The organism is Shinella zoogloeoides, assembly GCF_022682305.1.
GTDB classification, from domain to species: domain Bacteria; phylum Pseudomonadota; class Alphaproteobacteria; order Rhizobiales; family Rhizobiaceae; genus Shinella; species Shinella zoogloeoides_B.
Window position 1 is genome coordinate 4,155,432 of sequence record NZ_CP093528.1, and the last position, 12,362, is coordinate 4,167,793.

At 66.7% G+C, this 12,362-nt stretch carries 13 protein-coding genes and 1 tRNA gene; 9 read left to right on the top strand and 5 right to left on the bottom strand.

The annotated features are described in order from the left end of the window. Nucleotides 1-12: 12 nt before the first annotated feature. Nucleotides 13-1,437, top strand: coding sequence for a PLP-dependent aminotransferase family protein (locus MOE34_RS20535; protein ID WP_242219348.1), 1,425 nt, complete (start codon nt 13-15; stop codon nt 1,435-1,437). On the opposite strand, the gene MOE34_RS20540 is transcribed toward MOE34_RS20535, so the two are convergent. The 3 genes from MOE34_RS20540 to MOE34_RS20550 form a co-directional block, all read right to left on the bottom strand. Next, entirely contained in the window at nt 1,434-2,162 is a 729-nt protein-coding gene (locus MOE34_RS20540) for a type 1 glutamine amidotransferase (RefSeq protein WP_242219350.1), read from the bottom strand. The genes MOE34_RS20535 and MOE34_RS20540 overlap by 4 nt on opposite strands. 72 nt (nt 2,163-2,234) lie before the next feature. Continuing rightward, nucleotides 2,235-2,663, bottom strand: a complete 429-nt coding sequence (locus MOE34_RS20545; protein WP_242219352.1) for an RbsD/FucU family protein — start codon at nt 2,661-2,663, stop codon at nt 2,235-2,237. Next, a complete protein-coding gene (locus MOE34_RS20550) occupies nt 2,664-3,893 on the bottom strand; it encodes an ROK family transcriptional regulator (RefSeq protein WP_242219354.1) in 1,230 nt (409 codons plus the stop codon). Nucleotides 3,894-4,178: 285 nt separating this feature from the next. On the opposite strand from MOE34_RS20550, the gene MOE34_RS20555 reads away from it, so the two are divergent. From MOE34_RS20555 to pyrC, 5 genes are all read left to right on the top strand, one after another. Further along, a complete protein-coding gene (locus MOE34_RS20555; RefSeq protein WP_242219356.1) occupies nt 4,179-5,204 on the top strand; it encodes a sugar ABC transporter substrate-binding protein in 1,026 nt (341 codons plus the stop codon). 261 nt (nt 5,205-5,465) lie between these two features. Continuing rightward, the gene (locus MOE34_RS20560) at nt 5,466-6,593 is read left to right on the top strand and encodes an ABC transporter permease (RefSeq protein WP_242219358.1); all 1,128 of its coding nucleotides are present in this window, start codon (nt 5,466-5,468) and stop codon (nt 6,591-6,593) included. Next, nucleotides 6,593-7,369 carry an ATP-binding cassette domain-containing protein gene (locus MOE34_RS20565; protein ID WP_242219359.1) on the top strand — a complete coding sequence of 259 codons (777 nt, stop codon included), beginning with the start codon at nt 6,593-6,595 and terminating at the stop codon, nt 7,367-7,369. The genes MOE34_RS20560 and MOE34_RS20565 overlap by 1 nt, the downstream gene beginning before the upstream one ends. Next, entirely contained in the window at nt 7,366-7,989 is a 624-nt protein-coding gene (locus MOE34_RS20570; RefSeq protein ID WP_242219361.1) for a nucleoside triphosphate hydrolase, read from the top strand. The genes MOE34_RS20565 and MOE34_RS20570 overlap by 4 nt, the downstream gene beginning before the upstream one ends. A 58-nt stretch (nt 7,990-8,047) precedes the next feature. Further along, nucleotides 8,048-9,088 (top strand): dihydroorotase, encoded by a 1,041-nt coding sequence (gene pyrC / locus MOE34_RS20575; RefSeq protein ID WP_242219363.1) that lies wholly within the window; start codon nt 8,048-8,050, stop codon nt 9,086-9,088. A 16-nt stretch (nt 9,089-9,104) separates the two neighbouring features. On the opposite strand, the gene MOE34_RS20580 is transcribed toward pyrC, so the two are convergent. Further along, complete coding sequence (locus MOE34_RS20580; RefSeq protein WP_242219364.1) at nt 9,105-9,554, bottom strand: DoxX family protein; 450 nt, start codon at nt 9,552-9,554, stop codon at nt 9,105-9,107. A gap of 284 nt (nt 9,555-9,838) precedes the next feature. Between MOE34_RS20580 and MOE34_RS20585 the strand changes: the two genes are divergently transcribed. Next, nucleotides 9,839-10,138, top strand: coding sequence for a SelT/SelW/SelH family protein (locus MOE34_RS20585; RefSeq protein WP_242219366.1), 300 nt, complete (start codon nt 9,839-9,841; stop codon nt 10,136-10,138). A 52-nt stretch (nt 10,139-10,190) separates the two neighbouring features. On the opposite strand, the gene MOE34_RS20590 is transcribed toward MOE34_RS20585, so the two are convergent. Beyond that, complete coding sequence (locus MOE34_RS20590; protein ID WP_242219367.1) at nt 10,191-10,544, bottom strand: BA14K family protein; 354 nt, start codon at nt 10,542-10,544, stop codon at nt 10,191-10,193. Nucleotides 10,545-10,728: 184 nt separating this feature from the next. Here MOE34_RS20590 and MOE34_RS20595 point away from each other — a divergent pair, with 184 nt between their 5' ends. Further along, complete coding sequence (locus MOE34_RS20595) at nt 10,729-12,159, top strand: phosphomannomutase (RefSeq protein ID WP_242219369.1); 1,431 nt, start codon at nt 10,729-10,731, stop codon at nt 12,157-12,159. A gap of 82 nt (nt 12,160-12,241) precedes the next feature. Further along, nucleotides 12,242-12,328: transfer RNA gene (locus MOE34_RS20600), tRNA-Leu, on the top strand. The last annotated feature ends 34 nt before the right edge of the window (nt 12,329-12,362 follow it).

A 12,362-nucleotide genomic window follows, 5' to 3' on the forward strand; every position in this document is an offset into this window, starting at 1 on the left:
CCATGGTGCGCCATGGCATTGGATCGAAAAAGCACCAATTCAGAGGAAAAAAGCAGGACCAATCCGCCGGATTGGTCCGCGCTCATTCCCGTCCTGCCGCCGGCGGGCCGGCGGACCCCGGCGCTTTACCGGGAACTGCGCCGCCTGATCGAGGCGGGCGACATCCCGCCCGGCAGCAAGCTGCCGCCCTCGCGCGATCTGGCCCGGCGGCTGAAGACCTCGCGCGGCAGCGTGGTCGCCGCCTTCGAGACGCTGATCGCCGAAGGCTACGCGGTTGCGCGCACCGGCGCCGGCACCTTCGTCGCCGACCGTGTGCCGATGCTGAGGCCGGCCCTCCCAGTGGAGGCGGAGGCGATCGCGCCGAAAATGCCGCTGCCCGGCACGCTTGGCGTCGCCATGGCGGATACGCGTACCCTGAACCTTTTCCGCACGCTGCTGTCGCGTCATCTCACCCGCCCCGGCCCGGAACATTTCCAATACGGCGACCCGCGCGGCGGGGCGGCGCTGCGTCAGGCGATCGCCGCCTATCTGCGGCAGGCGCGCGGCGTGCGCTGCGAGGCGCGCTCCATCGTCATCACGACGGGTACCCAGCAGGGCATCGACCTATTCATTCGCAGCGCGCTGTCGCCGGGCGATCGGGTGATGATCGAGGATCCCTGCTATCCCAGCGCCCGCGCCGCCTTTGCCGGCAATGGCCTGCAGCTCACCGGCCTTGCCGTGGACGGGGAGGGAGCGGATATAGCGCTCGCCGCGCCGGGCGCCCGCGCCGTTTATGTCACGCCCTCGCACCAGTTCCCGCTCGGCGTGACCATGAGCATGCGCCGCCGCCTCGCCCTCATCGACTGGGCGCGGCAAACCGGCGGCTGGATCCTTGAGGACGATTACGACAGCGAGTTCCGCTTCGCCGGCCCGCCGCTCGCCGCCATGCAGGGCATGGACGACAGCGGCCGCGTGATCTATCTCGGCACCTTCTCCAAGGTGCTCTTCCCGGGCCTGCGCCTCGGCTATGCGGTGATTCCCGATCCGTTGCTGGATACCATGGTGTCGCTGCGCAGCCGCTCCGACCGCAGCCCGCCGACGCTGGCGGAAGCCGCCCTCACAGACCTTATCCGCGAAGGCCATTTCGCCGCCCATCTCCGCCGTGCCCGCCGACACGCCGAGGCCGCGCGAGATGCGCTGGTGGCCGGGCTTGCCGGGGCGAGGAACCTTACGGTCGCGGTGCCGGATCAGGGCCTTCACCTTGTCGCCGGTCTGCCGGAGTCGCTTGACGATATCGAGGCCGTCGAGATCGCCCGCCAGGCGGGCCTCGGTGCCCGCGCCCTCTCGGCCATGGCCGTCACCAACCCGCCGCGGCAGGGCCTCGTGATCGGTTTTTCAGGCTTTGCGCGGGAGGTGCTGAATGCCGCCGCCCGGCGCTTTGCAGCGATGATCGGCTAAGCGACCCGGCGGGCGTCATCGGCCGCCCTGATGGTCGCCACGAAGGCACGCGCAAGGGCAAGCCCGGTCGCGTCGGCATCCGGCCCGCTTTCGGCGGCAAGCGTGGCGTGGCGTTGCAGCCAACCGGGCGCATTGCCCTCGATGACATCGGGAAAGATGGCCGCCCATTCAGTGACGACCTGCCGGTTCGCCTCGAAGTGGAACTGCGTGCCGTAGCTGGCGCGGCCGATGCGGAAGGCCTGGTTCTCGGCGGCGCCGTTGGTGGCGAGCCGCACCGCCCCTTCCGGCAGCGTGAAGGTGTCGCTGTGCCACTGGAAGATCGGGAACGCGCCGGCGGCGGCGGAAAGCACCGGATCGGCCGCGCCTTCCTGCGTCGTCGATACCGTGCACCAGCCGAATTCCGGCGCGGTGCCGATGTGGTTTTCCGCGCCGTAGGCCCGGGCGAGAAGCTGGCTGCCGAGGCAGACGCCGAGCACGGACTTGTCCGCCTCGCCGAACCGCCGCATCAGCGCGGCCAGCGCCGGCAGATAGGCATGGCGCGCGTCGTCGAGGGCGTTCTGGGGGCCGCCCATGACGACGATGGCGTCGTATCCGCCGTCATCCGCGGGAAGGGCGTCGCCGGCATGGGGGCGGCAGATGTCGAGCGCGGCCCCCGCTTCCTCAAGCGCCACGCCGACCTGCCCGAGCAAGGTCACCTTGTCGTTTTCCACCACCAGAACCCGCATGCGATACTCCCGCCTTGCCCGCCTTCAATGTCGCGCGAGACAATCACGCCGGCCCGGTTCTTTCAAGCCGTCTCAGGGATAGATGACGCCCTTGCGCAGGATGACATTGGCATAGAGCCGCGGCTCGCTGGTCTGCACCAGCGTATGGGCGGCGCGCACGCGATTGTAGAAGTCCGCGCCGACCAGCGGCACGACCGCGCGCTCCGGCTCATGCGACGCGCAGCAGTCGATGATCTCGCGATGCACCGGTTCCAGCCTGTCGCGCTCCTGCCGATAGGTGGAGCGGAAGATCGCCTCTTCCACGAAATCGTCGACGGGCATCACCGAGAGCACGGCGTTGAGGGCGGGGATCAGCGCCACGCCGTCGAGGCGCACCAGCCGGCGGGCGTGCTCGACGCCGGGATAGTTGCCGTCGACGATCGCGATCTCGTCGCCATGGCCCATGGCGCGCAGGGTCGAGAGCAGTTCGGGGCTGAGGATGGGGTCGAGGCCTTTCAGCATTCAGGCAAGCTCCTTGAAGAGGACATTCTGGTCCGGCAGGTAACGGGAGAAGAGCGGCAGGCTCGCCCCGCCGATCGAGCGGGCACTGCTGCCGACGGCGCCCTCGACGATCTCGGGTAGGGTGACACCCTGCAGGTCGAGCCGGTCGATGGCGGCCCGGGTCTCGGCGACGACGCGTGTGCGCACCCAGCCCGGAAAGCCTCCGTCGATGACGACGGCAGAAAAGTCGATGACGGAGGCCGAGGCGACGACCGCCTGGGCGAGCGCGGCCGCCATGTCCTCGATCCAGATGTCGAGCGGCGCGCCGAAATCGACCCAGCCGTCGGGCGAATACCAGAGCGGGCTGGGATCGATGCCATGCTCGCGAAGAAGGTTCTCCAGCCGGTAGATCGAGGCGATCTTGAGGAGCTGCACCGTCTCGCCGTTGCGCCCCTGCACGGGCAGCGGGCCGATCGCGCCGGCCGTGCCGGTGCGCCCGGTGAAGAGCGCGGAATTGAGCACCACGCCGCCGCCGATGAAGGAGCCGATGAACAGATAAAGGAAGTCGGGATATTGCGGGCCGAGGCCGAAGACGAGCTCGGCGGCGCAGGCGCTGGTGGCGTCGTTCTGCAACATGACCGGGTAGGGCACGCGCCGGGCGATCTCGGCTTCGAGATCGACGCCGCGCCACTGGTCCATGTCCTCCTGCGGCGCGCCCACCTCGCGCGCCCAGCTCCACAGCTCGAAGGGTGCGGCGACGCCGAAGCCGGTTATGCGGGTGCGCTCGGCGGGCGTGATCATGGCCTCCAGTTCCGCAAGGCCTTCCTCCACGAAGGAAAGCAGCGGGCCGGGCATGGGATAGGGATAGGTGCGGCGAACCTCGCGCCGAATGCCGCCGACGAAATCCATCATCACGAGATCGGCGCTGCGCCGGCCGATCTTCAGGCCGAAGGAGTAGACGGCGTCGGGGTTGAGCAGCATGGGAACGGAGGGCTGGCCCACCTTGCCGCGCATCGGCGCGCCGCGCATCAAAAGCCCTTCGGCCTCCAGCGCGCGCATGATGACGGTCACGGTCTGGGCGGAAAGCCCGCTGCGCCGGGCGATCTCCGCCTTGGAAAGGCTGCCGTGCCGGCGCACCAGCGACATGACGAGGCGCTCGTTATAGGCGCGTACGCGCACCTGGTTGGCGCCTCCGCTCGGATCGAGGATTTCGGCCGGCGACGCGGGTGCCGGCGCGGCATTCTCTGTCATCGTCTCCTCCCGTGCCGGTCGTGGCGAAAAACGTCGCTTCCGGTCCTCTTATAAGCTGGCGTTCCGCTCTTCCACCGGAAACGATACAGCCGGGGCCTTCGCCCGCTCTTTGCCGAAGCATGACACATCGAATTAATAATTCAATTCGATTTATTTATTGACAGGTTTTTCTTTTGGTGTTCTTCTTCGTCACGGAAGCAAGGCGGCCGGCGGAGGAACCCCGGCTCCTGCGACCGGATGGCCCCAGGAGAGGGGCGCATCCCGTTTCGTCCTTGGGAGGATTACATGAAGAAGACGATCGTTTCCGCCGCTCTCGGCGCGCTTGCGCTTGGCGTGGCCTTCTCGTCCCCGGCCGCTGCCGCAGACGTCACCGCCTGCCTGATCACCAAGACCGACACCAATCCCTTCTTCGTCAAGATGAAGGAAGGCGCCGAAGCGAAAGCCAAGGAACTCGGCGTTACGCTGAAGTCCTATGCCGGCAAGATCGACGGCGACTCGGAAAGCCAGGTCGCGGCCATCGAGACCTGCATCGCGGACGGCGCGAAGGGCATCCTGATCACCGCTTCGGACACCAAGGGCATCGTTCCCTCCGTCCAGAAGGCGCGTGATGCGGGCCTCCTCGTCATCGCCCTCGACACGCCGCTCGAGCCGCTCGACGCCGCCGACATGACGTTTGCCACCGACAACCTCTTGGCCGGCGAACTGATCGGCAAGTGGGCCGCCGCCACGCTCGGCGATGGCGCGAAGGATGCGCGGATCGCCTTCCTGAACCTGACGCCCTCGCAGCCGTCGGTCGACGTCCTGCGCAACCAGGGCTTCATGAAGGGCTTCGGCATCGACGTGAAGGACATCACCAAGATCGGCGACGAGGATGACCCGCGCATCGTCGGCCATGACGTGACCAACGGCAACGAGGAAGGCGGCCGCACCGCCATGGAAAACCTCCTGCAGAAGGACCCGTCCATCAACGTCGTGCACACCATCAACGAACCGGCCGCTGCCGGCGCCTATGAAGCGCTGAAGGCCGTCGGCAAGGAGAAGGACGTGCTGATCGTGTCGGTCGACGGCGGTTGCCCGGGCGTGCAGAACGTCATCGACGGCGTCATCGGCGCGACCTCGCAGCAGTATCCGCTGATGATGGCTTCCCTCGGCATCGAGGCGATCAAGAAGTTCGCCGATACGGGTGAAAAGCCGAAGGCAACCGAAGGCAAGGACTTCTTCGATACGGGCGTCGCGCTCGTCACCGACAAGCCGGCTCCGGGCGTCGAATCCATCGACACCAAGGCCGGCAAGGACAAGTGCTGGGGCTAAGGTCCCGCGCCGGCCCGGCATGACCGGGCCGGCCATCCGCCATGGACGGATCGGGCAGCGCAGGACGCGCCCGGAACTTTTGACAATCTCAAAGAGACGTGAGCACCTTTCCTTCGGGGACGGCGGTGATGTGTCATGACCGCTGACGGAGGAGAGACGTTCATGCGGGCGGCAGACAGGCATCTGGCGTCTCGATGCGTCCATGCATGATTTCATCCGGCAATGCCGCGACGGTCGGCACACGGAAGGGAGGACAGGATCATGAGTGAAACAACGACGGCCTCGCACGGGTCGCAGCCCCCGCAGGGTTCGCAACCCCCGCAGGGTTCGCAACCCTCGCAGGAATTCGAGAAGGTGCTATCGGGCAGCTCGACGCAGGTCGCATCCTTCGACACGAGCGACAAGACGCCCATCCAGAAATTCCAGCATTTCCTCCACGGCAGCCCCTCTGCCGTGCCCCTGATCGTTCTCGTGCTTTCGGTCGCGATCTTCGGCGTCATTCTCGGCGGCAAGTTCTTCTCCGCCTTCACCCTGACGCTCATTCTCCAGCAGGTGGCCATCGTCGGCATCGTCGGCGCGGCGCAGACGCTGGTGATCCTGACCGCCGGTATCGACCTTTCGGTCGGCGCGATCATGGTGCTCTCCTCCGTCGTCATGGGCCAGTTCACCTTCCGCTACGGCCTGCCGCCGGTGGTGGCGGTTGCCTGCGGCCTCGCCTGCGGCGCGCTCTGCGGCTATATCAACGGCCTGCTCGTCGCCCGCATGAAGCTGCCGCCCTTCATCGTCACACTCGGCATGTGGCAGATCATCCTCGCCTCGAACTTCCTCTATTCGGCCAACGAGACGATCCGCTCGCAGGATATCGCCGCGAACGCGCCGCTGCTGCAGTTCTTCGGCAACAACCTGAAGCTCGGCAGCGCCGTCTTCACCTATGGCGTCATCGCCATGGTGCTGCTCGTCGCCGTCCTCTGGTACGTGCTCAACCACACCGCCTGGGGCCGCCATGTCTACGCCGTCGGCGACGATCCGGACGCGGCGGAGCTTGCCGGCGTCAACGTCAAGCGCATGCTGGTCTCGGTCTATACGCTGTCCGGCCTCATCTGCGCGCTCGCCGGCTGGGCGCTCATCGGCCGCATCGGCTCGGTCTCGCCCACCGCCGGCCAGTTCGCCAATATCGAATCCATCACCGCCGTGGTGATCGGCGGCCTCTCCCTCTTCGGCGGGCGCGGTTCGATCCTCGGCATGATCTTCGGGGCACTCATCGTCGGCGTCTTCTCGCTCGGCCTTCGCCTCATCGGCACGGACCCGCAATGGACCTATCTCCTGATCGGCGTCCTCATCATCTCGGCAGTCGCAATCGACCAGTGGATCAGAAAGGTAGCAGGCTGATGGCTCTCGAACCCATTCTCACCGCACGCGGTTTGGTCAAGCGCTACGGCCGCGTCACCGCCCTCGACAATGCCGATTTCGACCTCTATCCCGGCGAGATCCTCGCCGTGATCGGCGACAACGGCGCGGGCAAGTCCTCGATGATCAAGGCCATTTCCGGCGCCATTACGCCGGACGAGGGCGAGATCAGGCTGGAGGGCAAGCCCGTCACCTTCCGCTCGCCCATCGAGGCGCGCAGCGCCGGCATCGAGACCGTCTACCAGAACCTCGCGCTCTCGCCGGCGCTCTCGATCGCCGACAACATGTTCCTCGGCCGCGAGATCCGCTCGCCGGGCGTCATGGGCAGCGTCTTCCGCAAGCTCGACCGCGGCGCGATGGAGAAGTTCGCCCGCGACAAGCTCTCCGAACTCGGCCTTATGACGATCCAGAACATCAACCAGGCGGTGGAAACGCTCTCGGGCGGCCAGCGCCAAGGCGTGGCCGTGGCCCGCGCGGCGGCCTTCGGCTCCAAGGTCATCATCCTCGACGAGCCGACGGCGGCGCTCGGCGTCAAGGAGAGCCGGCGCGTGCTGGAACTCATCCTCGACGTGCGCCGGCGCGGCATTCCGATCGTGCTCATCTCGCACAACATGCCGCATGTCTTCGAGGTGGCGGACCGCATCCATATCCACCGCCTCGGCCGCCGATTGACCGTCATCAACCCCAAGGACTACACCATGTCTGACGCCGTCGCCTTCATGACGGGGGCGAAGGTGCCGGAGGCCGTTGCAGCATGATTTCGCCTGCCACGATCGTGGATGCACTGTTGCGGCGCGCGGGAGACGCGCGCCGCTTCCTCGTCGGTCTCGCCGGCCCGCCGGCGGCCGGCAAGTCGACGCTGGCCGAAGCCCTGCGCGATGGCCTGCTCGCCCGGGGCGAGAGCGCCGAAATCCTGCCGATGGACGGCTTTCACATGGACGACGGCATCCTCGCGGCGCGGGGCCTCCTGCCACGCAAGGGCGCGCCGGAGACCTTCGACGCGCGCGGCTTCGTCGATATCGTCCATGCGCTGAAGCAGGCGGAAGGCGAGGTGCTGGTCCCGGTCTTCGACCGCTCGCGCGAGATCGCCATCAATGCGGCTCGCGCCATTCCGCAGGAGACCCGCTTCATCCTCGCCGAAGGCAACTACCTGCTCTTCAAGGATGCGCCGTGGGACAGGCTCGACGGCGTCTTCGATTTCACCGTCTTCGTCGGCCCGCCCTATGCGGTGCTGGAGGAGCGGCTGCGCCAGCGCTGGCGGGGCTATGCGCTGCCCGAGGACCAGATCGGCTGGAAGCTCTACGGCAACGACCTGCCGAACGGAAAGCGCATCCTGGAGAATTCCCGCCCCGCCGATCTCCATATCGACCTTTTTTGAGGAATTGTCGGTCGTCTCTCCGGGTGCTATCGCAACTCCAGAGACTGGAGACACGCCGATGACCACCGAAATCACCATCCGCCGGCCTGACGACTGGCACCTGCACCTGCGCGACGGCGCCATGCTCGAAGGCGTGATCGGCGACACCAGCCGCCATTTTGCCCGCGCCATCATCATGCCAAACCTCGTGCCGCCGGTCGTCACTACCGCCGATGCCACGGCCTACCGCGACCGTATCCTCGCCGCCGTGCCGAAGGGCGACCGCTTCGAGCCTTTGATGACGCTCTATCTCACCGAGCACACCAATCCCGACGACGTCGAGGCCGGCTACAGAAGCGGCCTCATCCGCGCGGTAAAGCTGTACCCTGCCGGCGCGACGACCAATTCCCATGGCGGCGTACGTGACATGGACAAGGCGATGCCGGTGCTGGAGCGCATGGCGAAGATCGGCCTGACGCTCTGCGTGCATGGCGAGGTCACGACGCCCGAGGTTGACATCTTCGACCGCGAGGCGGTGTTCATCGAGACGGTGCTGGATCCGCTGCGCAAGCGTCTGCCCGAGCTGCGCGTGACCATGGAGCATGTGACGACGAGGAACGGCGTCGACTACATCAAGGCGGCGAAGGAGAACCTCGCCGGCTCGATCACCACGCACCACCTGATCATCAACCGCAACGCCATTCTCGTCGGCGGCATCAAGCCGCATTATTACTGCCTGCCCGTCGCCAAGCGCGAGGAGCACCGGCTGGCGCTGCGCGCCGCCGCCACCTCCGGCGACAGGCGCTTCTTCCTCGGCACGGATAGCGCGCCGCATGTCGATCCGCTGAAGGAATGCGCCTGCGGCTGCGCCGGCGTCTATACGTCGATCAACACGATGAGCTGCCTTGCCCATGTCTTCGAGCAGGACGGTGCGCTCGACAGGCTCGAGGCTTTCGCCTCGCTGAACGGCCCGGCCTGGTACGGCCTGCCGGCGAATGAGGAAACCATCCGCCTCGTCAGGCGCGAGGAGGCCGTGGCCTTCCCCGCGAAGATCGAGACGGGAGCGGGGCCGGTGACGGTGTTCGACCCGATGTTCCCGCTCCACTGGGACGTCGCCTGAAGGCTGGAGGCGGCCGTCAGAACTGGCGGCCGAGCTTCGCGTCCACCGAATGGCGGTTTGCGCCGCGGATGACGAAGAAGAGCATGACCAGCATCCAGAGGATCGACTTTTCCGCGCCGGCCAGGCCCTCGCTCCGCACGATGCCATGGAAATGGGCGGTGACGGCGAGAACGATCATCGCGGCGAAGGCGGCCGGGCGCGTGAAGAGGCCGATCGCAATCAGGATGCCGCCGAAGAATTCGGTGACCGCGAGCAGCGGCGACCAGAAGACGCCCGGATAGAAGCCGAGATGCTCGACCATGCTGGTCATCCCGAAGGGATCGAGGATCTTGCCGTAGCCGTGCGTGGCGAGCAGCGCTCCGGCGGCGACGCGCAGCAGCGTTTCCGCGCTTTCGTGCAGCGCTGCATACAGGCTGCCGAGCCTGGGGATGATAAGGCGGGGGCGGCTGTTGGCAGGCTCGGTCATGGCGGTCTCCTGTCGGAATGTTGCGATGCGCCACCTCTGTTTCACGAATCGCGCAACGACAAGATGGTCGCCTGGAAAAACTTGACAAATCAAGGTGACATTTCCGTGAGGCTGGAGCGTTTCCGCTTTTCCTCGAAACGTGGAAACGCTCTATCGCTTTGGTTTTTCATGGTCCCGGACGCAAACCCGCGACGCACTCCTGCCGGAAAGACTCTGGCGCGGCCGGGCGCGTGCCAAGCCGCGTCCGCTGCTATATGCTGTGGGCGCCGATGAAGGAGGCCGTCATGTCCGGGCAGAAGCCGCGCGTTTCCATTCTCTACTGTACGCAATGCAACTGGCTGCTGCGGGCCGGCTGGATGGCGCAGGAGCTGCTTTCGACCTTTTCCGACACGCTCGGCGAGGTCGCCCTCATTCCGGGCACCGGCGGCAATTTCGAAATTCGCGTCGGCGATGCGCTCGTCTGGGAACGCAAGCGCGATGGCGGCTTTCCGGGGCCGAAGGAATTGAAGCAGCGCGTGCGCGACATCATCGAGCCGGGCCGCGATCTCGGCCATACCGACAGGACGGACGGCGCCGCCGGCTGATGCGAAGACGGCGGGCCGTGACCCGCCGTCCGTTCGAAGGTTCGCCCCGGCCCTAGCGGTAGGGCGAATAGCAGACCCGGTAGACGCCGCCGCCGGCATGGTAGCGGTTGGTATAGGGGTCGTAGGTGCGGTAGCGGTTGAGGCACCAGCGCACATGGGCGTTGCGCCCGCCGCCATAGTAGCGCGGCCGCTCGTAGCGCGGGCGGTAATAGGGGCGGTCATAATTGTAGTACGGGCGGTGGTGGCGGCGATAGTAGCGCGGACGCTCCCAGCCGCAGTCGTCGCCGATGCAGAATTCCACCTGCGCCTTGGTAACGTCGCGCTTCGCCTGCGCCTTCATGTCCGGCACGGCGAGTGGGGCGGCTCCGGCCGCCCCCATGGGCGCGATTGCCGATGCGATAGCCATCGTGTACCCGAAAACGAGATTTCGAATCCTTGTCATGTGATCCTCACTGGTTCTGGCGGGAATTCTCCCTGTCACGTCCCTGCTTTGCATTCCATTCACGCATTTTGTTTTATTGATGATCGCGACCGCGCATGGACGGGATGTATCGCCGGATTTTCGATCCGCAAGAGGCAGGGGTGAACGCATGAGCCTGAAATTCGGAACCAGCGGCCTGAGAGGGCTTTCGGTGGACCTCGAAGGGCCGGCGAGCGCGCTCTACGCCACGGCTTTCGCGCGCCACCTGCTGGCGGCGGGCCATGCGCAGCCGGGTGACGAGATCCTGGTCGGCCGCGATTTCCGTGCGTCCAGCCCCGCCATCTCGGCCATCGCCATCGCCGCGCTGCGCAAGGCCGGCCTTGCCCCCCGCGATTGCGGCGAACTGCCGACCCCGGCCCTTGCCCTTCTCGGCCTTGCGCGCAAGGCTGCCTGCCTGATGGTGACCGGCTCGCACATTCCCGCCGACCGCAACGGCATCAAGTTCTACAGGCCGGACGGCGAGATCGACAAGACCGACGAGGCCGCCATCACCGCCGCCGCAGAGGCGATCCGCGCCGAAGGTACGGTTTTCGACGCAGCGCGGGAGACGGCGGAGGACCTTGGTGCGGCGGCCATGGCGCTCTACGGCGCGCGCAACCGCCAACTCCTGCCGGACGGCAGCCTTGCCGGCCTGCGCGTCGGCGTCTACCAGCATTCGACCGTGGCGCGCGACCTCTTCGTCTCGGTGCTCGCGCATTATGGCGCGGATGTCGTCGCGCTCGGCCGTTCTGAAACCTTCATTCCGGTCGATACGGAGGCAGTCTCTCCGCAGACCGTCGCCCTCCTTCAGGGATGGGCGGCCGAACATGGATTGCATGCCATCATCTCCGCCGACGGCGACGGTGACCGGCCGCTGATCACCGATGAGACCGGCACGCCGATCCGCGGCGACCTCGTCGGCCTCATCGCCTGCCGCTTCCTCGGCGCAAGCGCCATCGCTACGCCCGTCACCTCCAATTCCGGCATCGAGGCGGCCGTCGGCGGCGCGGTGCTGCGCACGAGGGTCGGCTCGCCCTATGTGATCGCGGCGATGAACGAGGCGGTTGCCGCCGGCGAAACGGCCGTTGCCGGCTTCGAGGCGAATGGCGGCACGCTGACCGCCACGCCCTTCCCGGTGAACGGCCATGTCCTCGCCCCGCTGCCGACTCGCGACAGCCTGATGCCGGTGCTCGCCGTTCTGGCGCTCGCCGCAGCCGAAAAGCGCCCGCTGTCGGAGATCGCGGCAGGCTTCGCCCTGCCGGCCGCCGCGAGCGACCGGCTGGAGAATTTCCCGGTCGAGACCAGCGCGGCGTTGATGGCTGAGCTGCGTTCGGGCCCCGGCCCGCTTGCGGCCTTCCTCGCGCCCATCGGCGTGCCGCAGAAGACGAGCGATATCGACGGTCTGCGTGTGACGCTGGAGGATGGAAGCGTCGTCCATTTCCGCCCCTCCGGCAATGCGCCGGAAATGCGCTGCTACGTGGAAGCCGCCGATGAGGCCGCCGCCACGCGGCTTCTGCAGGCCGGTCTCGGGCGCATTCGCGAATGGGCGGCGAGCCGATAAACAGGCTTTTCGCCAAGCCGTTGCAAAAACTTCAAAAAGCCTGTTGACACCGGCGAGCGGGCCTTCTACATGGCTCTCCGTCGCCCAGATGGCGGAATTGGTAGACGCGCCAGCTTCAGGTGCTGGTACTCGAAAGGGTGTGGAGGTTCGAGTCCTCTTCTGGGCACCAAATTCCCGATCCGGTTCATCCGGATATATCAAAA